The organism is Lysinibacillus contaminans (assembly GCF_001278945.1).
Taxonomy (GTDB): domain Bacteria; phylum Bacillota; class Bacilli; order Bacillales_A; family Planococcaceae; genus Lysinibacillus; species Lysinibacillus contaminans.
Genome location: NZ_LGRV01000003.1, coordinates 444,674 through 471,332 on the forward strand (window position 1 = coordinate 444,674; position 26,659 = coordinate 471,332).

The window sequence follows — 26,659 nt, forward strand, 5'->3', positions numbered from 1 at the left end:
AATGATTCAACCGAAAAAAAGGTGGCAAGTAGAACGTCCTGACGAACAACTTGTCCAACAATTACAAAATGACTTACAGCTTTCGGCCATTGCGGCGAAAATTTTAGCAGCACGTGGCTGTGAAACATCAGCGCAAGCAGAAAGCATATTAAATATGACGGAAGCAAATATTCATGATCCATATCTTATGCATGGTATGGCTGAAGCGGTGGCACGTATTGAGCAGGCACTTGAAAATGGAGAGAAAATTTTAGTATATGGAGATTATGATGCGGACGGCGTGACGAGTACGACAGTTATGTTGCATGTGTTACTCGATCTTGGTGCGGATGTGTCGTTTAAAATTCCGAATCGTTTTTTACATGGCTATGGCCCGAGTGAGGAATTATTCCGTGAGGCACATGCAGAAGGTGTGCAGCTGATTATCACGGTCGATAATGGTATTTCTGGTGTAGAGCCAATTCGTGTGGCGAAGGAGCTTGGCATGGATGTCATCGTGACCGATCACCATGAGCCAGGCGAGGAATTACCACCAGCTGATGTCATCCTACATCCGCGTATGCCTAAGGGACATTATCCATTTGGCGAGCTTGCGGGTGTTGGTGTAGCGTTTAAGCTGGCGCATGCCTTATATGGTGAATTACCAGTCCATTTATTAGAATTTGTAGCAATTGGTACGGTTGCAGATTTAGTGCCAATGGTCGATGAAAATCGCTATTTAGTAAAGCGTGGTATTGAAGAAATGCAACGCTCGCTTAGTCCATGGGTACAAGCAATGTGCGAGGTCTCAAGTGCAGATCAGTCAAAAATCAATGAAGAAACAATCGGCTTTTACTTTGGTCCACGCTTAAATGCAGTTGGTCGCCTCGGTGAAGCGGCGCCAGGTGTGGGATTACTGATGGCAGAAGATGCTACAAAGGCTACAGCACTTGCTAAAAAGTTGAATGCTAGTAATACCGAACGTAAAGATATAGTGAAGGCTATTACAGAGCAGGCGACAGCAATGATTGAAGCGGATGAAAAAATCCAGAATTCACTTGTATTAGTCGTTGCAGGCGAGGGCTGGAATCCTGGTGTAGTTGGCATTGTTGCATCACGTCTCGTCGAGTTATATTATCGCCCGACAATCGTGTTATCGCTAGACCCTGAAAAAGGGACTGCAAAAGGTTCGGCTCGTAGTATTGAAGGATTCCATCTATACAATGAGTTAGCAAAAAACCGTGATATTTTGCCGCATTTTGGTGGTCACCCAATGGCAGCGGGAATGACTTTGCCGCTAGAACATGTCGATGAACTGCGCACACGACTTGATGCACAGGCTAGGGCTTGTTTAACTGAGGAACAATTAACGCCGGTACTAAACATTGATATTCCACTAAAAATTGATGAAATTTCAACAGATGCAATTGAAGAAATTGCAAAGCTAGGCCCATTTGGTACGGATTTCCCGAAACCAGTGTATGTGCTAGAAAACGTAGAAATTGCATCCATGCGTAAAATAGGTGCTGCAGAAAATCATATTAAAATGGAATTAACAGATGGCTTTGAAAAATTGGATAGTGTTGGGTTTAATAAAGGACATCTACATGATGAACTATCGTATGGTATTAAAGTATCGTTTATTGGGGATCTTCAAATCAATGAATGGCAAGGTCGTAAAAAGCCACAGTTTATGATTGAGGATGTACAAACGACTGAGTGGCAGTTATTCGATATTCGTGGTATTCGCCAAACGTCTCGTTGGCTCAATACAGTGCCAAAGGAAGAAGCTGTATTTTTAGCATTTCGCCCTGAAACGATTACATATTATCAATCGCTTTTGGGTGTTCCAATTTTGCATGTTGATGAGACCCTATCAAATGTGGAGCAAGCGAATTTTATCGTCTTACTCGATTTGCCGTTAAATGTTCAACTGTTAGAAAACGTATTGAAAAAAACAGCGCCTTCGCGTATTTATGCACATTTTTATATGCCAGATTCGCAGTATTTCAATGGCATGCCAACGCGCGATCAATTTAGCTGGTATTATAAATTTTTGAAAAAACGCCCTTCATTTCCATTGAATGTGCATTTAGATGACCTTGCTAAGCATACAGGTTGGCCACTTGATGCATTAAAATTTATGTCACAGGTGTTTTTTGAGTTGGATTTTGTTAGAATGGAGAATGGACTGACGACTGTCAACGAGAATGTGCCAAAACAAGCGCTATCCGATGCACCGTCATACAAACAACGTTCCGAACAGATTGATATGGAGCAAAAACTTGTTTATGCTCCTTATATAGAACTAAAGCAATGGTTTGATGAACGGTTAGACTAAACAGGTTTCGTAGGAGGAACAAACGAATGGATTTAAAGCAATATGTTACAACAGTTGAAAACTGGCCGAAAGAAGGCATTAGTTTCAAAGATATTACAACAATTATGGATAACGGTCCTGCTTACAAATATGCAACGGACGAAATCGTGAAGTATGCAAAAGAAATAGGTGCTGAAATTATTGTGGGTCCTGAAGCACGTGGGTTCATCATTGGTTGCCCAGTCGCTTATGCACTTGAAATTGGTTTCGCACCTGTTCGTAAACCAGGGAAATTACCTCGTGAAGTAATCAGTGCAGACTATGGTCTTGAATACGGAAGCGACACATTAACAATGCACAAAGATGCCATTAAACCAGGTCAAAAAGTATTAATCTGTGATGATTTACTAGCAACTGGTGGTACAATTGAAGCAACTGTACGTTTAGTCGAACAATTAGGCGGCGAAGTGGTTGGTTGCGCATTTTTAATCGAATTAACTGAACTAAATGGTCGTGCAAAACTAGGTGACTTGAGCATCAAAACATTAATTCAATACTAATAAAAAATGGACGTATCTCATAAGAATATGAGATATGTCCATTTTTTTCATTGACTTCCTAAAAACAAAAGTTTATAATTCAAACAAATATAATAAAAGGTGATGCTATGAATGAGAGAGAGCAAGCTGTACTTTCACTAATTCGTCAAAATCCGTTTATGTCTCAACAAGATATGGCAGATAAGATGAATTTGTCACGTCCAGTACTTGCAAATTTAGTATCGAGTTTAACGAAGCAAGGGAAAATTATCGGTCGTGCTTATATTTTACCGGAAGAAAATGAAATCGTTTGCATCGGCGGGGCAAATCTTGACCGAAAGTTTCATGTTAAGGGAACTGTTCAACTCGGAACGTCAAACCCTTCGAGCTCTACTTCTAGTGTGGGTGGCGTTGGGCGCAATATTGCGGAAAACTTAGGGCGCCTTGGCCATGATGTCACGATGTTAACGACAGCAGGCAAGGATTCTGATTGGCAAGCCATTCAAGAAGCTTCTGAAGCTTTTATGAATTTACGTTATGTAGAGCAGCTGCCAGACGCTTCGACAGGCTCGTACACAGCAATAATGGATGAACAAGGTGAACTAGCATTAGCGGTTGCCAATATGGATGTTTACGATTTATTAGTGCCATCTCTGTTAAAACAGCATGAGACAATGCTGATGAATGCAGGATGCTTTATTATTGACCTAAATTGTCCGAAGGAAACAGTGGAATATATTCAAAATATTGCTATAGCAAGAGAAATTCCTTTAGTGATTGTGCCAGTATCTTCGCCGAAAATGAATAGATTACCATATTCATTGAAAGGCGTAACATGGTTTATTTGTAACACGGACGAGGCAGAAACAATTGTGGGTCATGCAATACATACTGAGAAAGATTATGCAAATGCATTACGACACCTATTGAATGCGGGTATTACTCACGCCGTTATTACAGCAGGAGCAAAAGGTGTCTTTGCGGCAACGAATGCCATAGGGCCACGCCATTTTGCTGCAAAACAAATCACGAAAATTGAAGATGTAACCGGTGCTGGTGATGCATTTGTCAGCGGAGTAATCCATAGCTGGTTAACAAAACAACCATTGGAAGCATGTATTGATGCAGGACTAACCAATGCAAAAAATACACTCGCTTCCCCATATACTGTCAGACCAGAATTATCAGAAGACCTTTTGAAAAATGAAATGGAGGAATAACAACATGAAAGAATTCATCGTATTATCAGAAGAAGTAAAAGCAGGACAAGAGAAAGGCTTACCAATCGTTGCCTTAGAATCTACAATCATTTCACACGGTATGCCTTACCCTCAAAATGTAAAAACTGCACGTGAAGTGGAGCAAATTATCCGTGACAATGGTGCGGTTCCAGCAACAATTGCATTAATCGATGGTAAAATTAAAATTGGTTTATCTGATGAAGAACTAGAAATGTTCGGGAATTCACAAGGTGTTGCAAAAGCTTCTCGCCGTGACTTAGCATACTTACTAGCAACGAAAAAATTAGGCGCGACAACTGTTGCTGCAACAATGATTTGTGCGGAGTTAGCGGGTATTGAAATCTTCGTAACAGGTGGTATTGGTGGGGTTCACCGCGGTGCTGAAACAACAATGGACGTTTCTGCTGACCTAGAAGAATTAGCACAAACAAACGTAGCTGTAATTTGTGCAGGTGCAAAATCAATTCTAGATATCGGCTTAACACTTGAATACCTTGAAACAAAAGGTGTACCAGTTGTTGGTTACGGTACTGAGAAGGTTCCAGCATTCTACACACGTGAAAGTGACTTTGATGTTAACTTCCAATTAGATACACCAGAAGATGTGGCAGCGATGTTACATGCTAAATGGGAATTAGGTCTAAAGGGTGGAGCAGTAATTGCTAATCCAATTCCTGAAGCAGACGCAATGGATCAAGCTTTCATTACAAACATTGTTGAAAAAGCTTTACAAGAAGCAGAAGAAAACAACATCCTAGGTAAAAACGTAACGCCATTCTTACTTGGAAAAGTAAAAGAATTAACAGAAGGCAAGAGCCTAGATGCTAATATTGCATTAGTGAAAAACAATGCAGTAGTCGGTGCGAAAATCGCTGTTGCATTCAATCAATCAAAATAAACGTATACACAAGACCCCCCGCTACGCTTTGAAGTGTAGTGGGGGGTCTTTTTGTTCATTTTATAGAAAATTATTTCCAGTTTTCAAACTGTTCACGAGAATAACTAAACTATATGACACAGTCCCTTTACAATAGCCCTCGATGTTTTATACAATTGAAGTTATATCTAATCTGAAAAATTTGACGAGCAAGGTGGACATATAATGGCGAAAGAGCAAATTTTGACTCCTCAAGATGTTTTTGATTTAGTCAAATCCTATATGAATGACGAAAACGTCGCATTCGTAAAAAAAGCATATGAATTAGCAAGGGACGCGCATATTGAGCAGTTCCGTAGCTCTGGCGAACCGTATATTATTCACCCGGTACAAGTTGCCGGTATTTTAGCTGAACTACAAATGGATCCAGAAACGGTCGCAGCCGGTTTTTTGCATGATGTAGTAGAAGATACAGAGTTTACGCGCGACGACTTAGTGCGTGAATTTGGTGAAGATGTAGCGATGCTCGTTGACGGCGTAACGAAGCTCGGAAAAATAAAATATTTATCGAAAGAAGCACAGCAGGCGGAAAATCATCGGAAAATGTTTATTGCAATGGCTCAGGATATCCGCGTCATTTTGATTAAACTTGCTGACCGTCTACACAATATGCGGACGTTAAAGCATTTGCCTGCTGAAAAACAGCGTCGTATTTCGAAAGAGACCCTTGAAATTTTTGCGCCACTTGCACATCGTCTTGGGATTTCTACGGTGAAGTGGGAGTTAGAAGATACAGCTCTACGTTACTTAAATCCTCAACAATATTATCGCATTGTAAGTCTTATGAAAAAGAAACGTGATGAGCGCGAGGCCTATTTAGATAATGTAATGGGCGAAATGAAGTCTCAACTTACTGATGTAGAAATTGATGCGGATATTTATGGGCGCCCTAAGCATATTTATAGTATTTATCGCAAGATGGTGTTACAAAAAAAGCAATTTAACGAAATTTATGATTTACTAGCGATTCGTGTGCTCGTTGATAGCATTAAAGATTGTTATGCCGTGTTAGGAATTGTGCATACACTCTGGAAGCCAATGCCAGGTCGTTTCAAGGACTATATTGCGATGCCAAAACAAAATTTATATCAGTCACTACATACGACTGTGATTGGACCTTACGGAGATCCACTTGAGGTGCAAATTCGTACGAAGGAAATGCATCGAATTGCCGAATACGGGATTGCTGCGCACTGGGCATATAAAGAAGGTAAAAAGGTTGATATTGAGAAGCAAAATGTTGACCAAAAACTGACGTGGTTCCGTGAAATATTAGAATTCCAAAATGAATCTTCAAATGCAGAAGAATTTATGGAGTCATTAAAATTCGATTTATTCTCGGATATGGTCTACGTATTTACACCTGAGGGAGATGTCGTTGAATTACCAGCTGGTTCAGTACCAATCGACTTTGCATACCGTGTGCATTCAGAAGTCGGAAATCGTACAATTGGCGCAAAAATTAACGGCAAAATGGTCACATTGGATACGCCACTTAAAACGGGGGATATCATTGAAATTTTAACGTCAAAACAATCCTTTGGCCCAAGCCGTGACTGGTTAAAAATTGCGCAATCATCACAAGCAAAAAATAAAATTAAACAATTTTTCAAACGTCACCTACGTGAAGACAACATCGTTAAAGGTAAAGAGATGATTGAGAAGGAAATTCGCTCGCAAAGTTATGACATCAAGGAAACATTGTCTGCTGAAAATCTCAAACGTGTTTGTGACAAACTGAACTATACAAATGAAGAAGATCTATATGCGAATGTCGCTGTGAATGGTATTACAGCACAGCAAGTTGTCAATCGTCTTGCTGAAAAACGCCGTAAAGAGCGTGAGCAGGAAGAAGCACTTGAAAAAATTGAACAAAAAATGAAAAATCCAATTCCGCAAAGACGCACGGAATCAGGTGTTATTGTGAAAGATATCGAAAATATGCTCATTCGATTATCACGTTGTTGTACACCGGTACCTGGAGATGAAATTGTTGGCTTTATTACAAAGGGACGTGGGGTTTCAGTCCATCGTTCAGATTGTCCGAACATTCAAGTCGAGGGTGAGCAAGACCGTTTAATCGAAGTAGAATGGGAAGATGGGCTAGCTCCAGAGAAAAAAGAATATCCTGTTGATATTGAGGTTGCTGCCTTCGATCGTCCAGGCCTTTTAAACGAAGTTATGCATATTGTCAGCGAAACGAAAACAAATATTCTAGCTGTGAGCGGTCGTGCAGATCGTGACAAAATAGCAACCATCCATTTGACGATTTCGATTTCAAATATTTCGCACTTGCATAAAGTCGTGGAACGTATTAAACAAATTCCTGATATTTATTCTGTGCAACGTGTTATAAATTAACCATATTTAGTAGATTAACAAGTGCTGAATAATGGTATGCCAAGCTGTAGTGGCAACTACATCGAAGTGACTTTAATAGAATTGAGGTTTCAAATAATGAAAGTAGTCTTACAACGCAGTAAAGCAGCATCCGTGACTGTTGATGGAGAAGTCACGGGCGCAATTGATCGTGGTTATGTACTTCTTGTAGGCATCACGCACGAGGATACAACAGAGGATATTGCCTACCTTGCAAAAAAAATCGCCAATTTACGTCTTTGGGAAGATGCAGATGGTAAGATGAATCATTCGATTTTAGAGCATGGAGGAGCAATCTTATCTGTCTCACAATTTACCTTGTATGGTGATACGAAAAAAGGAAATCGGCCAAGCTTTACAGGTGCGGCAAGACCAGAAATTGCAGAGCCGCTATGGGAGGCTTTCAATGATGCCCTTCGTGAATACGGCTTACAAGTTGAAACAGGGATTTTTGGTGCAATGATGGACGTTGCATTTACGAATGATGGCCCTGTTACTATTCTTTTAGAGTCGAAATAATAACACACTTTATGCATTGCCTTCATACACTAAAATAGATTATGGTCATTTTAGCATTAGGAAGGAAGTGCAATTCGATGTCGCAAATGGGGAGTGTTTCAAATCCTTATTTATATGAAACAGTAAGAATGCTAGTGGGGCAGCCTATTGTTGTCCAAACGGTGAAAAATGTACAGCAAGGTATGTTAACCTCTGTGTTACCTGATCATATTGTTGTAGAAGTTTGCCAAGTCCCCTTTTTTATTCGTATGGAAGAAATTGTGTGGGTAACATTAGCTGTGAGAAGAAAATAAGTGTATAAGTACCTTTATTTTCACATATTGTGAAAAATGGAGGTGCTTTTTTGTTCCAACGAGTGAATAAATTAGTGATCGATTTGCCAGAAGTAGAGTACGGAGATGCGAATGCTGCAAGTGCTGTCCAAGAGCTGCTAGGTGGAAAGTTTGGCGAAATGTCGACCTTGAATAATTATATGTATCAGTCTTTCAATTTTCGTGGGAAAAAGAAATTGAAGCCATTTTACGATTTAGTTGCGAGTATTACGGCAGAGGAATTTGGCCATGTAGAGCTTGTTGCCAATACGATTAATTTACTTAATAAGAGTTCTTCATTCACCGCACCACCCGATTTAACACCGTTACAAAACGGCAAGGATATGCGTTCAACAGCAGCATTTATTGCCTCTGCTCAAACATCACTCGCGGTCGATTCGATGGGGGCACCGTGGACAGGAGCAAATGTATTTACGAGCGGCAATTTAGTCTTGGATTTACTGCATAATTTCTTTTTGGAGTGCGGGGCGAGAACCCATAAAATGCGTGTGTATGAAATGACGGATCATCCTACGGCAAGAGAGATGATTGGCTATTTACTTGTGCGTGGTGGAACGCATGTGCTTGCTTATGCACGAGCAATCGAAATGGCAACAGGGGTAGAGGTCTCAAAGCTAATTCCGATTCCTAATCTCGATAACCGTGTGTTTGACTACGCTCGAAAATATGAGGATATGGGTTATGGTAATGTACTTTTCACATGGAATAATGTCGGTGACTATAAAGATATCGACCGTATTTGGAAGGGGACTAATCCACTGTCGGGGGAGCGTTTATATGTTCAGGAAGGTTCACCAAAGGGCTATGATATCCCAAATTTAGATGACATGCCAGAAGAATTTGCTCCGGGCATTGGGCCAGAAGAGTTTAAAAAAATTGCAAAGCGCTTACTAGAAAACATGTAAAAATGAGCACACCACTTTTTGTGGATGTGCTCATTTTCTAATTATTTTAATTAAAATAATCAAGTATGCCTTGATAGATGCCTAGAGATGCTTGTTCGCGGAATTTAGCTGTTGTAATAGCGCGCTCCTCTCCAGCATTACTAAGGAAGCCAAGTTCAACAAGAACAGCTTGCTGACGATTTTCACGCAGTACTAAGTAGTTACCAGGCTGTGCGCCACGGTCTCTTAAATCGATTTTACTAGCGAGCCCATTATGAACTGCTTCAGCAAGGCCTTTCTGATTATCGTTTAAATAATACGAGGTGAAGCCTGAAATAGAGCTGTCATCCGTTGCATCATAATGGATACTAATAAAGGCGTCTGCTTCATGTTGATGTGAAATCGATACACGCTTACGGAGATCTACATATTCATCAGACTCACGAGTCATGATAACATTAGCTCCAGCAGCACTAAGTTTTGAAGCCAATAAGGAAGCTGTTTTTAATGTAATTCCTTTTTCATCTGTTCCGCGGTATCCTGTTGTGCCATGGTCGTTACCACCATGACCTGCATCGACAACTATTGTTATGCCATTTAAAGTCCCTTTTTTACGAGTAGTATTTTTCTCTTTATTGACAGCTGTATTTTTTTCATCTGTAGACACAACCCAATTTGCGACGTATGCGGTTTTATTATCTAGCTGTATTTCGTAAAAATCACCCTTTGTTCCGATAATCGGATAGGTTTCACCAGCATCAACACGTTCGACTACTTCTGCAGTTGTTGTAGCATCCGTTCGAAGGTTTGTCCCGTTATAAATGATAGTGACAGAGCCGATATTCTCTTTTGATGAGCTAGTCGAAGAGGTTTTAGCCGTATCAGAAAATGTCCCATAAAAGCTATATACCCAACCTGTTTTTTTATCATTATATTGAATCTGCACCCAATTATGCTCCAACTTCAGGACTTTAAAGACTTGTCCTTTTGAGACAGTGCCTATTTTTTTTGCTGTTAAATCGGCCTTTTTACGTACATTTAATGAGTCAACCAATACAGTGAAAGTAGTGTTTTTAGAAGTAGTAGTTGTAGTATTAGTTGTTTCATCTGCTGTTTTCTCAGTTGTTTTTTCAGTCATTTTTTCAGTTGTTTCGTTAATTGTGACGTAGCTAGTCGATACCCACCCGATTAAACCATTCCAGTTAATTTTCGCCCACTCACCAGATTCCTGTATAAGTACAGCCTGGTTGCCTGTAGATAACTGACCGAGCACGACCGATGAAATATCTGGTTCTGTTCGAATATTTAGCCGATCTACTTGGGCAATGACAGTTTTATCGACTGTTTGATCAGCTTTTATTGGAGTAGTCAACCAAGAAGCAACCCAACCTTCGTAATCACCAGTTTTTACTTGAATCCAGTCCTCTTGACGTTCAATAGAAGTAAGGGTATCTCCCTCATTTAGCGTAGTAACGATAGGGTAGGAAAGACCTGGTCCTTCGCGTAAATGAAGGATTGTTCCTGTTACTTTCAGATCACTTGTGTCAGCGGAAGCTTTTTGTCCAAATTGCATACTTGGAATCGTAATCGTGAATAGTAACAGTAAGATGAAAGCAATATGTATTTGTTTTTTTATCATAGGATTCCTCCTTTTCTCGTGCTATTTTATCATATTCATAATATGAAATTCGTGTGAAAAAGGTCACGGAATTCATTATTTTGTTGACTGTTGCTTGAAAAAAACGAAAACAGTTGACATTACCTGTCGATGTGACTAACATAAGGGGTAATCAAAAAATGATTGAACGCTTATGACCAAGCGAGTAGCGTATACCTCTATTGGATAAGAGAGGGAAAGACCTAGGCTGCAATCTTTCCTACAAAAATGTATTACGTGAACAACACTTGAGAGGCTCTTTTCTGAAAAGTTTAACTTAGTAGGAAAAGACGGAATCGGCCGTTATCCGATTATGAGGAGGATGCACGTTTTTTTGTGCGTCAACTAGGGTGGAACCGCGGAAGCATATATAGCTCTCGTCCCTTGCAGATATGCAAGGGGCGAGGGCTTTTTTTGATTGGGGCGCTCAATAATGGTAGGGAGTCGCTCAACCTTGGGTGAAAACGTTCATCTTCGCATTAGAGTCACTCAGTCCACACTTAAACTCGTTTATAAGCAAATCAAAGAGGAGGTATTTTGCATGAATTTTAAAGTGCCGCGTGGTACACAAGACATTTTGCCAGGACAATCGGAAAAATGGCAAAAAGTAGAGTCGATTATTCGTGATTTATGTCGTGTATATCGTTACAACGAAATTCGCACACCGATTTTCGAACAAACGGATTTATTTACACGCAGCGTTGGAGAAACAACGGATGTCGTGCAAAAAGAAATGTATACATTCGAAGATCGTGGTGGTCGTTCATTGACATTACGTCCAGAGGGTACAGCTTCAGCAGTCCGTTCTTATGTAGAAAACAAGATGTTCGGTTCACCTGACCAACCTGTAAAGCTTTCATATATGGGGCCAATGTTCCGTTATGAGCGCCAACAAGCTGGTCGCTACCGCCAATTCGTACAATTTGGTGTGGAAGCAATCGGTAGTGCTGATCCAGCCATCGATGCAGAAGTTATTGCACTGGCAATGGATGTATATGAATCAGCTGGCTTAAAGGACTTAAAATTAGTCATTAATTCATTAGGTGATAAAGAAACGCGTGATGCGCACCGTACAGCGCTTATTAATCATTTTGAGCCGCATATCCAAGAGTTTTGCTCGGATTGTCAAAATCGATTACAAAAAAATCCACTGCGTATTTTAGATTGTAAAGTAGATCGTGAACATTCATTAATGGCTACTGCACCTGCATTAACGGACTTCTTAACGGAAGAATCAGCAGCCTACTTTGCAAAAGTGAAAGCGTACCTAGATACACTTGGTATTTCTTATGAAGTGGATCCAAATCTAGTGCGTGGTCTTGATTACTACAATCACACAACGTTTGAAATTATGTCGACAGCTTCTGGCTTCGGTGCAATTACAACGCTTTGTGGTGGTGGTCGTTATAATGGCCTAGTCGAGGAAATCGGCGGACCGGATGTACCTGGTATCGGTTTTGCTTTAAGTATCGAACGCTTATTATTAGCGCTTGAAGCGGAAGGCGTAACGCTTGATACAGAATCTGCACTAGATGTATTCATGATTGCAATGGGTGATGAGGCGAAGCTAAAAGCAGTGGAGCTAACAAGTTCATTCCGTGCGAAGGGTATTTCAACGGAAATGGATTACTTAGACCGTAAGATGAAAGCGCAAATGAAATCAGCGGATCGTCTAGGTGCAAAATACACAATCGTACTTGGTGAAACAGAGCTTGAAGAACAAGCAGCTACAGTTAAACATATGGAATCAGGCGAACAACAAAAAGTCGCGTTTTCAGAATTAGTAAATTATCTATTAGGTAAATAAATAGTTGGGGGAATTACAAATGGCAAAGAGAACACATGCTAGTAACGAGCTTTCTGAAGTGTTACAAGGCGAGAAAGTCGTATTAAAAGGATGGGTGCAACGTCGTCGTGACCTTGGTGGATTAATTTTCATTGATTTGCGTGACCGCACAGGGATTACACAAGTTGTATTTAGTCCAGATGTTGCAGAAGCACATGCACTAGCAGATAAAGTACGTAGCGAATATGTAATTGAAATTGAAGGAACAGTTATCCTTCGTTCAGAAGATCAGATTAACCCGAACGTACCAAACGGTAAAATTGAAGTGGAAGCGACAAGCTTAATCGTTATTAACACTGCGAAAACAACGCCATTCCAAATTGAAGACCGTACTGAAGTAGCAGAAGATATTCGTTTAAAATACCGTTACCTAGATTTACGTCGTCCAGTGATGTTCGATACATTCAAAATGCGTTCGGATGTGACACGTACAATCCGTAACTTTTTACAAAACGAAGGCTTCCTAGAAGTAGAAACACCAATCTTAACAAAATCTACTCCTGAAGGCGCACGTGACTATTTAGTACCATCACGTGTTCACGAAGGTGAATTCTATGCATTACCACAATCACCACAATTATTTAAACAATTATTAATGGTAGCAGGATTTGAAAAATACTTCCAAATCGCTCGTTGTTTCCGTGACGAAGATTTACGTGCTGACCGTCAACCTGAGTTCACACAAGTTGATATCGAAACAAGTTTCTTAACACAAGAAGAAGTATTAGAAATGAACGAACGTTTAATTCAAGCTGTTATGAAAGAAGTAAAAGGCATCGACATTCCTGCACCATTCCAACGCATGAAATATCAAGAAGCAATGGATCGTTTCGGTTCAGATAAACCAGACGTACGTTTCGGTTTAGAATTAGTTGCATTAAATGATGTTTTTGACGGCTGTGATTTCAAAGTATTTGCGGATACAGTAGCAGCAGGCAAACAAGTAAAGAGTATCAACATCAAAGGTGCGGCAGACAAATACTCTCGTAAAGATATGGACGAGCTTACAAAATTCGTTGGCATTTACGGAGCAAAAGGTCTTGCTTGGTTAAAAGTAACTGAAGAAGGCTTAAACGGGCCGATTGCTAAATTCTTTGATGAAGCATTAGCAGCTTCTCTAATAGAGCGCATGGGAGCTGAAATCGGCGATATTTTAGTATTCGTTGCTGACAAACCTTCAGTAGTAGCGGCATCTCTTGGTGCACTTCGTACGAAATTAGGCCAAGATCTTGGTTTAATCGACGAATCACAATTTGCATTCTTATGGATCACTGACTGGCCATTATTCGAGTACTCAGAAGAAGACGGCCGTTACTATGCAGCGCATCACCCATTCACACGTCCATTCGACGAAGATATCGAATTAATGGATACAAATCCATCAGCAGTACGTGCACAAGCGTACGATATCGTGTTAAATGGTTATGAGCTTGGTGGAGGTTCGTTACGTATTTACGAACGTGACTTACAAGAGAAAATGTTCGAACTACTTGGCTTTACAGAAGAAGAAGCGAAAGCGCAATTTGGCTTCCTACTTGAAGCATTCGAATACGGTGTGCCACCACATGCTGGTCTTGCATTCGGTCTTGACCGTTTCGTTATGCTACTTGCTGGCCGTACAAACTTACGTGATACAATTGCATTTCCTAAAACAGCGAGTGCAAGTTGCTTACTTACTTCAGCACCAAGCGAAGTATCTCCAGACCAACTAAGCGAGTTAAGCTTAGCGATTAAACCTTTTAGAAAATAATTGTATCTGCTACTGTCGTGTTGTTTCAGGTAAGAAGCATCAGTGACATCGGCCGGATACTATTAAATACCTAGGTTCCTTAACAGAAAATGTCGGGAATCTAGGTATTTTTTTGTGATTTCGAAAGAATGCGTAATTATTAATAGAATATAGTTTGAATTATCTGAAAATTAATGTTATTATAACTGTAATACGAATCCTGATATGTTCGTTTAGCTGCATACTCTTATAAACAGTTTTGACCGAACAATTAATCGTTGGGAGCCTTCTATTTTGTGTCAGCAAACAAGCCCCAAAGTGAGCGGGAAGTTTAAAGTTACAAAGCGGGCACCCACCTGCAAGAACGTGGGTTCAAAACGAATGTTTTTCTTGCATTACGGCATAATTGGGATTCGTCTTAGTTTAATAATTGTTTAAGCTGTTGATTCGATTAGAATTGATGGCTTTTTACATTTAAAAGAACATGTGTTATTAGTCATCCCGATCTTCCTAGGAGTGGGAACTCAATAAATCGAATTTTAGCTAATCGGTATAGATAATTAAAAAGACTGTAGGCAAACTCGAAGGATTTAGAGTTTGCCTACAGTCTTTTTTTCATCTTATAAAAAATAAAATCTGAAGGGCTTTACGCAAATAGAAGAGTTTATTTTTTGTGTAAGGCTAAGTTTAAATTTTTTTAGTGTTTTTATTTTGATAATCAACGCATAATAAATGAAATAAAAAAGAATGTGAGTTAAATTGATTGATTTTGAATGAAAATGATTGAATTTGATATTTTTTTGTACTATAATTACATCGTAATAAGCATGAATGAACAAAAGGGTGTAGGGTTATAATAACAGCGGGATGCCATCAAATTATTCTGGATTTATTATCTCGTAATGGTGTAGTTCGCTTGCAGAGGCTAATACAAAGAACGAAATTATCTGAATCAACAAATTAGAAGAGATTTGGAGCTTTTTGAAGAACAAGGACTTTTGAAGCTAATTCTTGAAAGAGCAACTCACCCGTATTTAAAGATTGATAAATCTAATATTCAAGACAAATCATCCAAAAACCTTCATGTTAATCAATTTTATATTAACAGAGATACTTAAGCCTCGTGATAAAACATGAACAGTAAAATATAGAAAAGTTGCTGGAGCACTAGCAGAAAAGTTTCAAAGCTGAGGCTTTTTCAATTATTTGGTTGTGGCTATTCTCAAGAGGCATGTTACCGTGCAAGAGGTTTAGTTCCAGTGTGTCCAATTACAATTGAACCATTAATGCTTCTTGAACATGCGTTAACCTCTTAGAGATGAAGAAAATGCAACAATCCATAATGTAATGACTTAATAATTAAAATATACAAAAGTCGAAGTGATTTGAAATAATTTTTAGGAGGAAATACAAATGAAAAAAACGTACAAAATTACATCATCAGAAGGTTTACATGCAAGACCAACAACATTATTAGTAACAGCGGTGACGCCGTTTGCGTCTGAAGTAACAATGACGTACAAAGATAAGACTGTAAATTTAAAATCAATTATGGGCGTTATGGCTCTTGGGGTTGCATCAGGTTCTGTTGTAGATATTTCAGCGGAGGGTCCGGACGCTAAAGAACTATTGGATAAAGTAACTGAAGTAATCATTTCAAATGGGATTGGTGAAGAATGTTAGAATTAAACGGAATTGCTGTTTCAAATGGCATTGCCGTGGCAAAAGCTTATTGCTTGATAGAACCTGATTTATCTTTTGAAAAAGTACGGGTTACGGATATTGATGCTGAAAAGATTAGACTGAAAGAAGCTTTTCAAAAAGCAAAATCAGAATTAGAAGAAGTTCGTGACATAGCTGATAGAAAATTTGGCGAAGAAAAGGCGGCTATTTTTTCAGCACACTTATTGCTATTAGGAGATCCAGAAATGCTTGAAGCAATTGAAGCAAAAATCGATGATGGATGGAATGCAGAATTTGCGTTACAAGAAACGTCCAATATGTATATTGAAATGTTTGAAGCAATGGATAATGAATATATGCAAGAACGTGCAGCGGATGTTCGTGATGTTTCAACTAGGGTGCTATCACATTTGTTAGGTGTTGAGATTACGGATTTTAGCCGCATATCAACAGACGTAATAATCGTAGCGGAAGATTTAACACCTTCTTTAACGGCCCAATTAGATAAAACATTTGTTAAAGGTTTTATTACTGATATTGGTGGTAGAACTTCGCACTCAGCTATTTTAGCGAGAACGATGGAGATTCCTGCTATTGTAGGTACTAAAACGGCTACAAGAGATATCGTTCAAGGGGCTCAAGTTATTATCGATGGATCGACTGGTAAAGTTATTATGAATGCTACTGAAGAAGTACTAAATGAATACTTAGAGAAACAGAAAAAGAGCGAAGAGGAAAGACAATTACTTGAGAAATACCGTTCTTTAGAGAGCGTGAGTGCTGATGGCCATCATGTTGAAATCGCTGGAAACATCGGGAAACCAGAAGATGTTGAATTGATTATTGAAAATGGTGGAGATGGAATAGGTCTATTCCGTACAGAATTCTTGTATATGGATCGTCAAGAATTACCGAATGAAGAAGAGCAATTTACTGCTTATAAAACTGTTCTTGAAAAAATGCAAGGTAAACCGACTGTAGTGCGTACATTAGATATTGGCGGCGATAAAATTCTGCCTTATTTAAAGCTAGAGCATGAGATGAATCCATTTTTAGGTTATCGTGCAGTTCGTCTATGTTTAGATCAGCAAGACATTTTCCGTACGCAATTACGTGCCCTATTAAGAGCCAGCATTTACGGTAATTTGAAGGTAATGTTCCCGATGATTGCAACATTAGAAGAGTTCAGAGAAGCAAAAGCCTTGTTATTAGAGGAAAAACAAAAGCTTATAGAGGAAGGAATTCCTGTATCTGAGTCGATTGAAGTAGGTATGATGGTTGAAATTCCTTCAGCAGCAGTTATTGCTGATTTGTTTGCTAAAGAGGCAGACTTCCTATCGATAGGAACGAATGATTTAATACAATATACTTTAGCAGCAGATCGTATGAATGAAAAGATTTCTTATCTATATCAACCTTATCACCCTGCTATTATTAGACTTGTGAAATCAGTCATCGAGTCAGCCCATCAACACGGTAAATGGGTAGGGATGTGCGGTGAAATGGCCGGAGATGAAATAGCGATTCCGATTTTGTTGGCACTTGGATTAGATGAGTTTTCTATGAGTGCACCATCAATCTTAAATACACGTGCGCAAATTGCCAAACTATCTAAATCGGAATTAGTTGGACATCTTGAGCAAATATGTACATTAACGACTGCTAATGAAGTAGAAGGTTACGTGAAAAAGTATTTATTGAAATAGTGCCTAAATAATATTTTACACAATTCAGACTGTAGATAAACTCGAAGAATTTCGAATTTGTATACAGTCTTTTTTTACAATAAAAAGAAAAATTGAAGGGTTTTACGAATGAAGAAGAGTTGATTTTTCGTATAAGGCTAAGTAGAAATATTTTATCGTTTTTATTTTGATGATCAACACATAATAAGGGAAATGAAATAGTAAGTAGTCTATTTTGGGTGTTTTTGATTGATAATGATTGATTTTGATTATTTGTTGTACTATAATATAAAACGTAATGAGAATGAATGAATGAATGAATGAACAAGAGGGTGTAGGGTTATGATAACAGCGGAGCGTCATCATATAATTTTAGATATACTATCTCGTAATGGGGTAGTTGATCTGCAGAACTTAGTACAAAGAACGAAGTCATCAGAATCAACAATTAGGAGAGATTTGGCGCTTTTAGAAGAGCAAGGACTTTTGAAGAGAATTCATGGAGGAGCAACTCTTCCGTATTCAAAGATTGATGAACCTAATATGCAAGATAAATCATCCAAAAATCTTCATGATAAGCAACTAATTGCAGAAGCTGCGGCAAGTATGATTCGTGATGGGGATTGTATTTATCTCGATGCAGGAACGACAGTTTCAGAGATGATTCCGTTTTTAATGAATAAAAAAATAGTAATCGTAACCAATGGTCTAATGCATGTTGATGCATTAACTTCAGCAAATATAACGACTTATTTAATAGGCGGTAGGGTAAAAGCTAATACTAAAGCTATAGTTGGCTCTGTAGCTCAAGAGAATTTAAAGCAGTTTAGATTTGATAAGTGTTTTTTAGGTATGAACGGTATAGATGTAAAGTTTGGATTTACAACTCCTGATCCAGAAGAAGCTGTTCTGAAGAAAATTGCAATGGAGTTAGCTGAAGAAACGTTTGTTTTGGCAGATAAAAGTAAGTTCACAGAAACATTCTTTGCAAAAGTAGCGGAGATTGAAGAGGCAGGTATTATAACAAGCAATCTGGATAATGAAGCTATGGAAGAATACTTAGATAAAACAAACATGAAGGTTGTGACATCATGATTTATACAGTAACACTTAATCCATCCATTGATTTTATCGTTGAGGTGGACGATTTTCAAATAGGTCATTTAAATCGAATCGATCGTGAAAATAAATTTCCAGGTGGAAAAGGGATTAATGTCTCACGTGTTCTAAATACGATTGACGTACCATCTAAAGCATTAGGTTTTTTAGGAGGCTTCACCGGAGGATTCATTCAAAACACGTTAGAAAGTGAAGGTATTCATACTGATTTTGTAAAAGTAGAAGAAGACTCTCGGATAAACATAAAGCTGAAAACAGGCGAAGAAACTGAAATTAATGGTCAAGGACCGGTCCTGACCGAAAAAAATATTCAGGATTTATTTAAGAAGTTAGAAATATTGCAACAAGGAGATATGCTGGTTTTATCTGGTAGCATCCCCCCTTCACTGCCGAAGACATTCTATTCAGATTTAACAAGAGAATATAGTAAACGCGGAGTGAAAGTAGTGGTTGATGCTGGTGGTAAAGTTCTTGCAGAAGTATTACAAGATAAGCCATTTTTAGTTAAACCGAATCATCATGAGTTAAGTGAATTGTTCGGAGTAGCAATTAAAACTGTTGATGAGGTAATTCCTTACGGTAAAAAGGTTGTAGAAATGGGAGCTGAAAATGTGATTGTTTCTATGGCTGGTGATGGAGCTCTTTTATTTACAAACGGGGAAGTATATAGTGCTACCGTTCCAAAAGGGAAAGTGCTTAATTCTGTAGGAGCTGGTGATTCATTAGTAGCAGGGTTTATTGGCACATATTCCAAAAATCAAGACTTTATTAAAGCATTTCAAGTGGCTGTCGCAACAGGAAGTGCAACCGCTTTCAGCCAAGATTTAGCAACTAAAGATAAAATTGATTCTTTATTGGATCAAGTGACTATCAAGAAAATTTAGTAACAGGTTTTATTGGGACATATTCGAAAGATCAAGACTTTATTGAAACATTTCAAGTTGCCGTCGTAACAGAACGTGCAACTGCATTTAGCCAAGATTTAGCAACTAGAGAAAAATTGATTCTTTATTGGATTAAGGAACTATCAAGAAAATTTTAGGTTAGGTGGTCAACTATGAAAATTACGGATTTATTAAAAAAAGATACCGTTATTATCGATTTAGCTGCTACTAGCAAATCTGCAGCTATTGATGAAATGACAAAAAAATTAGATGAAGCTGGTCGTTTAAATAGTTTAGACGGATATAGAGAAGCAATCTTAAAGAGAGAATCTCAGAGTACTACAGGTATTGGGGAAGGAATTGCGATTCCCCATGCAAAAACAGACGCAGTAAAAACACCATCGATTTTATTTGCAAAATCAGTAAAAGGTGTAGATTATGAATCATTAGATGGACAACCAGCACACCTTTTATTCATGATTGCAGCAAGTGCTGGTGCAAATAATGAGCATCTTGAAACATTATCTCGTCTTTCTTCCTTATTGATGGATGCTAAGTTCCGTGAAGATTTATTAGCAGCACAATCTCCAGAAGATGTTATCAATATTATTGATGCCAAAGAAAAAGAAGAAGACGGAGAAGAAGAAGTAACTGTAGGTGGAAAAGAAGATGAAAAATTAATTCTAGCAGTAACAGCATGTCCTACAGGTATTGCCCATACGTATATGGCAGCCGATGCATTAAAGGCAAAAGCGAAAGAAAGAGGCATTGCATTTAAGGTTGAAACGAATGGTTCAACTGGTGTTAAAGGTGCATTAACGGCAGAAGAAATTGAAAAAGCAACAGCGATTATCGTTGCGGCTGATAAGCAAGTTGAAATGGACCGTTTTGCAGGTAAGCATGTCATTAAAGTTCCTGTTGCAGCGGGTATTCGTAAAACAGATGAGTTACTTGATCGTGCTCTAAATCAAGATGGACCTATTTATAAAGCAACAGGTGAATCAATTGGAAAAACTGAAGCGGCAACATCTGAAGGCGGATTTAAAGAATACTTCTATAAACCATTGATGAATGGTATCTCTAATATGTTACCATTTGTTGTTGGTGGCGGATTATTAGTAGCTTTAGCCTTTTTATTCGGTGGATATGAAACAAAAGGTGCACTTGCAGAGGCTTTAAACTTAATTGGTGGTGGAAGTGCACTTTCAATCATGGTTCCTGTTCTAGCAGCGTTTATTGCAAGTGCGATTGGTGATCGACCAGCATTTGCTCCAGGTATGGTCGGTGGTCTACTTGCAGTATCAGGAGGTGCAGGTTTCCTAGGTGGGTTAATTGCAGGTTTCCTTGCAGGTTATGTAATTCTTGGATTGAAAAAAGTATTTTCTTATTTACCACAATCATTTGAAGGGCTTAAGCCAACGCTGTTGTATCCGGTATTCGGTATTCTAATTGTTGGTTTAATCATGGTGTTTGTTGTAAATACACCTATCGCAGCAGTAATGGATGGATTAATGAATTTCTTAAATGGTCTATCAGGTGCTAATGCTGTTATTTTAGGTCTTGTTCTTGGTGGTATGATGGCTGTTGATATGGGTGGTCCAGTAAACAAAACAGCATTTGCATTCGGTATCGCTATGGCTGCATCAAGTAACTTTGCACCACAAGCAGCAACAATGATCGGTGGTATGGTTCCACCATTAGGTTTAGCTTTAGCAACGACATTCTTTAAAAATAAATTTACACAAGCTGAACGTGATGCAGGTAAAACAAACTACATTATGGGTGCTTCATTTATTACAGAGGGAGCAATTCCATTTGCAGCAGCTGATCCAATCCGTGTAATTGTAAGTTCGGTAGTGGGTGCGGCTCTAGCTGGTGGGTTAGCGCTATTCTTTGGCTGTGAATCACAAGCGCCTCACGGTGGTATTTTCGTATTGTGGGCTATTAAAAACCCACTTATGTATGCGATTTCACTTTTAATTGGTTCTATTGTAACAGCACTAATGATTGGATTCTGGAAAAAACCAATTGAAGAAAAAATATAAGTTATAAGAAGGGGCGCCCTATTAGTTAGCTGAGCTGACTAATGGGGCGCCCTTAATTTGTTAAACTGTCTTTTTATTAAATTAAAAATACTAAATTTACGGTAATAAAGTATAGAATAAGAAAAAATTACATATAACAGTAAAAATTGCTTTATTTTTATTTGTAAACGCTTTATAATTGGTATAGACAACTATACCTGTTGTTGGGGAGAGAAATTGTTTTTTGATGGAGGTGTAAAATTGGCCAATACATTTTTAATTTTAAACGGTACCATTGTGAATCATGATCAAGTTCCATTTGATGGTGATGTATTCATTGAAAATGGTCGAATTAAAAGAGTCGGTAAAGCATTAACAGTAGTAGCAGACCAAGTAATCAATGCGAAGGGCAAAGGTTGGCTCTTGTTCCCAGGCTATATTGATATGCATATTCATGGTTCATCGGGTAATGATGCGATGGATGCAACAGATGACGCGCTTCATAATTTGGCACATTCGTTAGTCAAAGAGGGTGTAACAAGCTTTTTAGCAACAACGATGACACAAGCTGGTTCTGCTATCGAAAAGGCATTAGCAAATATAGCGCTATATGAAAATGATGAAAATGAGGCGGAACTTCTTGGTGTGCATGTTGAGGGCCCGTATATTTCATCCTTACGAGCCGGAGCACAACCTATTGAATATATTAAGCTACCATCTATTAAGCAATTCAATCGATGGCAGGAATTGAGCGGCGAACGTATTAAACAAATTACGATAGCTCCTGAAATCGAAGGTGGCTTTGAATTTATTGAAGAGCTTAGTAAACAAGGGATTGTCGTTTCGATAGGACATTCTGATGCAACTACGGAAGAAGTAGAAAAAGCTGTGCAATTAGGGGCTAAGCAAGCGACACATTTATTTAATCAAATGCGACCCTTTCATCACCGGGAACCTGGTGTAGTAGGTAGTGTTTTAGTAGAAGATAACGTGAAAGTGGAAGTGATTGTTGATTTTGTGCATAGTCATCCAAAAGCAGTGGAGTTAGCGTACCGTTCAAAGGGAGCATCTGGGCTTATTTTAATTACAGATGCGATGCGTGCAAAAGGACTATCCTACGGCGAGTATGATTTAGGTGGTCAAACTGTATCTGTGACAAAAACAGGAGCACATTTATCGAGTGGAGCACTGGCTGGTAGTGTCTTAACGATGGAATTAGCGGTGAAAAATATGCAAACCGTGACGAATTGTTCTTTACAAGAGCTTGTAGCGATGTCTTCAACAAATGCAGCGGAGCAGTTGCAGTTAGCAACAAAAGGCTGTATTGCAGAAGGCTATGATGCTGATTTTGTCATACTAGATCAACAATTGAATGTGCAAAAAACTATTTGTAGAGGTAAAGTAGTATTTGAGAGTCCTGAAGAAGAAAAGCTATAAGGATGGTGCAAATTTTGTTAGATAAAAATTCTCATATACCTATCTATGTACAAATAGAAGAGATATTAAAGCAACGAATTTATTTAGAAGAATATAAGATTGGTGAAAATATTCCTTCTGAAAGGGAACTATCTTTGCAATTCGATGTAAGTCGCATGACAGTACGTCAATCCATTACGAATTTAGTGAATAGTGGTTTACTCTATCGTGAAAAAGGGCGGGGCACGTATGTGGCTAATCCCAAGCTAGAACAACCTTTAATGGGCTTAACAAGCTTTACTGAGGATATGAAAGCAAGAGGAATGGAGCCGAGTAGCAAGGTATTACGCTTTGAAAAAATTGTGCCGCCGATGGATATAGCAAGGGACTTACTATTAGAACAAGGCGAAGAGGTATTCTTTGTAGTAAGGATTCGAAGTGCAAATTCAAAACCGATGGCTATAGAAAGAACGTATATTCCAGCTAAAGTGTATCCTGAATTAGATGAAAAGAAAATTATGGGTTCTCTTTATGCATTAATTGAAGCGAAATTTCATCAGAAAATTGGTAATGCCATTCAACAAATGGAGGCTGCGATTGTAGCCAATGAGGACAGTAAGTATTTGCAAATCAATAACACTGCTCCTGTGTTAATCATAAAACGTACAAGTTTTTTAGCGGATGGTGTTCCATTCGAATTGGTACGTAGTATTTATCGTGCGGATCGATACAAATTCATAAGTGAAATAAAAAGGTGATACTATGCATACTTATTTTCAAGAAGTACAAAAACTTTTGCATCTTGTTTTAGAGAAGGAATATGTAAGTATGGAAAGAGCTTCACGAGTAATAGTAGAGCGACTTCAAAACGGGGGTGTTTTACAATTATTTGGATGTGGACACTCACATTTATTGGCGCAGGAGGCATTTTACCGCGCGGGGGGCTTAGTGCCTGTTCGTCCAATTATTATAGAGCCATTAACACTTCATGCGGGGGCATTAAACTCTTCTAAAAATGAAAAAGATCCTGAAATCATTCAAAGCCATGCACAACAATTTAATTTTCATGAACAGGATGTTCTTATGGTGATTTCCACTTCTGGGCGTAATAATGCACCGATAGAGGCTGCTTTATTAGCAAAAGAGCAGGGGATACCAGTGGTGTCGCTTCAGTCATTAGCTTATAAAGTCCATCCATCTCGACATCGAAGTGGAAAACGTCTTGAGGATATTGTTGATTTTGTGCTAGATACACATGTACCGGTTGGCGATGGTGTACTGAGTCGATTTGGCATGCAGTATGGACCAGCTTCAACAGTTGTTGGTTCTACAATGTTAAATACTTTATTGAGCCAAGTGATTGAGAAAATGGCGGACCAAATGGATGTATTGCCTGTTTTTGAAAGCACAAACGTAACAAGCAATCAAACGCATAATAGCTCAATGATTGCTAAATATGAGGGTCGTATTGACTTTTAATGAAATGGAGGTTTTATTGATGGAAAAAACATTTAAAATAACTACGCCAGAAGGTTTACATGCACGGCCTACAGCGCTTTTAGTTTCTGCCGTAACAGGATTTAAAGCCGAGGTAGAACTTATATATAAAGAAAAATCAGTTAACTTAAAATCTATCATGGGCGTAATGTCACAAGGAATTCTACCTGGAGGAGTTGTAACGATATCTGCTAATGGGGTGGACGCCGACAAACTTATGGAAACAGTAACAGAAGTAATCATTACTAAAGGAATTGGTGAAGAATGCTAGAATTGAAGGGAATTGCTGTTTCCAATGGCATTGCCCTAGCCAAAGCTTATTGTTTAATCGAACCTGATTTAACTTTTAATAGGGTAGAAGTGTTAGATACTGGTACAGAAAATACTAGATTTAAGAATGCTGTAGCAACATCTAAACTGGAATTACAAGAAATATGTGAAATGGCTGAGCACAAATTTGGTGAAGAAAAAGCAGCTATATTTTCTGCACACCTTTTACTGCTCGAAGATCCAGAGATGCTGTCTGCTATTGAAGTGAAAATCAATGAAGGTAATAATGCCGAATACGCCTTGCACGAAGTATCTACAATGTTTATAGATATGTTCGAGGCGATGGATAATGAATATATGCGGGAGAGAGCAGCAGATATTCGAGATGTGGCAAAACGCGTATTGGCACATTTATTAGGCGTGACGATACCAGATTATAGCCGTTTGACTTCGGACGTTATTATAGTAGCAGAAGATTTAACACCTTCTATGACAGCACAATTAGATACAAAGTATGTGAAGGGCTTTATTACAGATATTGGTGGTAGAACTTCACATTCAGCGATTTTGGCACGTACAATGGAAATCCCTGCAGTCGTAGGGACAAAAACAGCGACGAAGACTATTAAACATGGTGCGCCTATTATTATTGATGGTGCAAATGGGGAAATTATAGTAAACGCAACGAATGAATTATCCGAATATTACGTCACCAAACAAAAAGCATATGAAGACGAGCAAAGAGATCTTACACAATATCGTTCATTACAGAGTGTGAGTGCTGATGGCTATGCTGTGGAAATTGCCGGTAATATTAGCAAGCAAGAAGATGTAGACACGGTAGTCAAAAATGGTGGTGATGGCATCGGTTTATTTCGGACAGAATTTCTTTATATGAATCGGCAAGAGCTACCGAATGAGGAAGAACAATTTGCCGTTTATCGTGCAGTTCTTGAGAAAATGCAAGACAAGCCGACAGTAGTACGAACTTTAGATATTGGCGGTGATAAAAATCTGCCTTATTTAAAATTAGCGCCAGAAATGAATCCTTTTTTAGGGTACCGTGCAATTCGCTTATGTTTAGATCAACAAGAAATGTTCCGTACCCAGCTACGTGCTTTAATACGGGCTAGTGTTTATGGGAATTTGAAAATTATGTTTCCGATGATAGCGACACTTGAGGAATTTAGAGCCGCCAAGGCATTATTACTAGAAGAGCAACAAAATTTAAAGAATGAAGGATATACAGTGTCTGAGAAAATTGAAGTCGGTATGATGATTGAAATTCCATCCGCTGCAATTATTGCAGATTTGTTTGCAAAGGAAGCGGACTTTTTCTCTATTGGCACAAATGATTTAATCCAATACACATTGGCAGCCGATCGTATGAATGAAAACGTCTCATACTTATATCAACCATATCATCCTGCTGTTTTAAGGCTCATTAAAAATGTTATTGATGCAGCACATCGTCATGGGAAATGGGTAGGTATGTGCGGAGAAATGGCGGGGGATGAGATAGCAATTCCTATATTACTCGCACTTGGCTTAGATGAATTTTCAATGAATGCATCAGCTATATTAAAGACTAGGGCACAAATTACTAAACTTGCGAAAGAGCCATTAATGAAACATGTTGAGGACATACTGATGTTAGCTACTGCAGCGGATGTCGAACAATATGTACGAAATCATCTCGTAGTTTCTGATTAATAGATT

Annotated in this window: 21 protein-coding genes, 1 other RNA gene and 1 other annotated feature; of the genes, 21 read left to right on the top strand and 1 reads right to left on the bottom strand. The window is 38.6% G+C overall.

All coding sequences use genetic code 11. The features are described from left to right. Position 1: 1 nt before the first annotated feature. From recJ to AEA09_RS04545, 8 genes are all read left to right on the top strand, one after another. Complete coding sequence (gene recJ, locus AEA09_RS04510) at positions 2 to 2,320, top strand: single-stranded-DNA-specific exonuclease RecJ (RefSeq protein WP_053582699.1); 2,319 nt, start codon at positions 2 to 4, stop codon at positions 2,318 to 2,320. Between the two features lie 26 nt (positions 2,321 to 2,346). After that, positions 2,347 to 2,859: an adenine phosphoribosyltransferase gene (locus AEA09_RS04515; RefSeq protein WP_053582700.1), complete on the top strand. Its 513-nt coding sequence runs from the start codon at positions 2,347 to 2,349 to the stop codon at positions 2,857 to 2,859. Positions 2,860 to 2,966: 107 nt separating this feature from the next. Beyond that, positions 2,967 to 4,058: a carbohydrate kinase gene (locus AEA09_RS04520; protein ID WP_053582701.1), complete on the top strand. Its 1,092-nt coding sequence runs from the start codon at positions 2,967 to 2,969 to the stop codon at positions 4,056 to 4,058. A 4-nt stretch (positions 4,059 to 4,062) separates the two neighbouring features. Next, complete coding sequence (locus tag AEA09_RS04525) at positions 4,063 to 4,977, top strand: pseudouridine-5'-phosphate glycosidase (protein ID WP_053582702.1); 915 nt, start codon at positions 4,063 to 4,065, stop codon at positions 4,975 to 4,977. Positions 4,978 to 5,181: 204 nt separating this feature from the next. Beyond that, entirely contained in the window at positions 5,182 to 7,377 is a 2,196-nt protein-coding gene (locus AEA09_RS04530; protein WP_053582703.1) for a RelA/SpoT family protein, read from the top strand. A gap of 96 nt (positions 7,378 to 7,473) precedes the next feature. Beyond that, complete coding sequence (gene dtd / locus AEA09_RS04535; protein WP_053582704.1) at positions 7,474 to 7,914, top strand: D-aminoacyl-tRNA deacylase; 441 nt, start codon at positions 7,474 to 7,476, stop codon at positions 7,912 to 7,914. A 77-nt stretch (positions 7,915 to 7,991) separates the two neighbouring features. Beyond that, positions 7,992 to 8,207: a DUF2642 domain-containing protein gene (locus AEA09_RS04540; protein WP_053582705.1), complete on the top strand. Its 216-nt coding sequence runs from the start codon at positions 7,992 to 7,994 to the stop codon at positions 8,205 to 8,207. 50 nt (positions 8,208 to 8,257) lie between these two features. Further along, positions 8,258 to 9,151 carry a manganese catalase family protein gene (locus AEA09_RS04545; protein ID WP_053582706.1) on the top strand — a complete coding sequence of 298 codons (894 nt, stop codon included), beginning with the start codon at positions 8,258 to 8,260 and terminating at the stop codon, positions 9,149 to 9,151. Between the two features lie 46 nt (positions 9,152 to 9,197). Here the strand turns inward: AEA09_RS04545 and AEA09_RS04550 are convergent, their stop codons facing one another. Next, the gene (locus AEA09_RS04550) at positions 9,198 to 10,769 is read right to left on the bottom strand and encodes an N-acetylmuramoyl-L-alanine amidase family protein (protein WP_053582707.1); all 1,572 of its coding nucleotides are present in this window, start codon (positions 10,767 to 10,769) and stop codon (positions 9,198 to 9,200) included. A gap of 163 nt (positions 10,770 to 10,932) precedes the next feature. Next, positions 10,933 to 11,175, top strand: a binding site (T-box leader). 153 nt (positions 11,176 to 11,328) lie between these two features. On the opposite strand from AEA09_RS04550, the gene hisS reads away from it, so the two are divergent. The 13 genes from hisS (at position 11,329) to ptsP (AEA09_RS04610) (ending at position 26,653) form a co-directional block, all read left to right on the top strand. Beyond that, the gene (gene hisS / locus AEA09_RS04555) at positions 11,329 to 12,594 is read left to right on the top strand and encodes a histidine--tRNA ligase (RefSeq protein ID WP_053582708.1); all 1,266 of its coding nucleotides are present in this window, start codon (positions 11,329 to 11,331) and stop codon (positions 12,592 to 12,594) included. Between the two features lie 19 nt (positions 12,595 to 12,613). Continuing rightward, a complete protein-coding gene (gene aspS / locus AEA09_RS04560) occupies positions 12,614 to 14,383 on the top strand; it encodes an aspartate--tRNA ligase (protein ID WP_053582709.1) in 1,770 nt (589 codons plus the stop codon). A gap of 193 nt (positions 14,384 to 14,576) precedes the next feature. Then, a non-coding RNA gene (gene ssrS, locus AEA09_RS19465) (6S RNA) lies at positions 14,577 to 14,779 on the top strand. A 996-nt stretch (positions 14,780 to 15,775) separates the two neighbouring features. After that, positions 15,776 to 16,045, top strand: coding sequence for an HPr family phosphocarrier protein (locus tag AEA09_RS04565; RefSeq protein ID WP_053582710.1), 270 nt, complete (start codon positions 15,776 to 15,778; stop codon positions 16,043 to 16,045). Further along, complete coding sequence (ptsP, locus tag AEA09_RS04570) at positions 16,039 to 17,751, top strand: phosphoenolpyruvate--protein phosphotransferase (protein WP_053582711.1); 1,713 nt, start codon at positions 16,039 to 16,041, stop codon at positions 17,749 to 17,751. Before AEA09_RS04565 ends, ptsP (AEA09_RS04570) begins: the two co-directional genes overlap by 7 nt. A 321-nt stretch (positions 17,752 to 18,072) precedes the next feature. Next, the gene (locus tag AEA09_RS04575; RefSeq protein WP_053582712.1) at positions 18,073 to 18,825 is read left to right on the top strand and encodes a DeoR/GlpR family DNA-binding transcription regulator; all 753 of its coding nucleotides are present in this window, start codon (positions 18,073 to 18,075) and stop codon (positions 18,823 to 18,825) included. Further along, complete coding sequence (gene pfkB, locus AEA09_RS04580; protein ID WP_053582713.1) at positions 18,822 to 19,733, top strand: 1-phosphofructokinase; 912 nt, start codon at positions 18,822 to 18,824, stop codon at positions 19,731 to 19,733. The genes AEA09_RS04575 and pfkB overlap by 4 nt, the downstream gene beginning before the upstream one ends. 173 nt (positions 19,734 to 19,906) lie before the next feature. Next, positions 19,907 to 21,778 carry a PTS fructose transporter subunit IIABC gene (locus AEA09_RS04585; protein WP_053582714.1) on the top strand — a complete coding sequence of 624 codons (1,872 nt, stop codon included), beginning with the start codon at positions 19,907 to 19,909 and terminating at the stop codon, positions 21,776 to 21,778. 240 nt (positions 21,779 to 22,018) lie between these two features. Next, positions 22,019 to 23,194 carry an N-acetylglucosamine-6-phosphate deacetylase gene (nagA, locus tag AEA09_RS04590; RefSeq protein WP_053582715.1) on the top strand — a complete coding sequence of 392 codons (1,176 nt, stop codon included), beginning with the start codon at positions 22,019 to 22,021 and terminating at the stop codon, positions 23,192 to 23,194. 14 nt (positions 23,195 to 23,208) lie between these two features. Beyond that, positions 23,209 to 23,931 (top strand): GntR family transcriptional regulator, encoded by a 723-nt coding sequence (locus AEA09_RS04595; protein ID WP_053584608.1) that lies wholly within the window; start codon positions 23,209 to 23,211, stop codon positions 23,929 to 23,931. Between the two features lie 4 nt (positions 23,932 to 23,935). Then, positions 23,936 to 24,652: a sugar isomerase domain-containing protein gene (locus AEA09_RS04600; protein WP_053582716.1), complete on the top strand. Its 717-nt coding sequence runs from the start codon at positions 23,936 to 23,938 to the stop codon at positions 24,650 to 24,652. Between the two features lie 19 nt (positions 24,653 to 24,671). Further along, on the top strand, positions 24,672 to 24,941 hold the full coding sequence (locus AEA09_RS04605) for an HPr family phosphocarrier protein (RefSeq protein WP_053582717.1): 270 nt from the start codon (positions 24,672 to 24,674) through the stop codon (positions 24,939 to 24,941). Next, on the top strand, positions 24,935 to 26,653 hold the full coding sequence (gene ptsP / locus AEA09_RS04610) for a phosphoenolpyruvate--protein phosphotransferase (RefSeq protein ID WP_053582718.1): 1,719 nt from the start codon (positions 24,935 to 24,937) through the stop codon (positions 26,651 to 26,653). The genes AEA09_RS04605 and ptsP (AEA09_RS04610) overlap by 7 nt, the downstream gene beginning before the upstream one ends. The last annotated feature ends 6 nt before the right edge of the window (positions 26,654 to 26,659 follow it).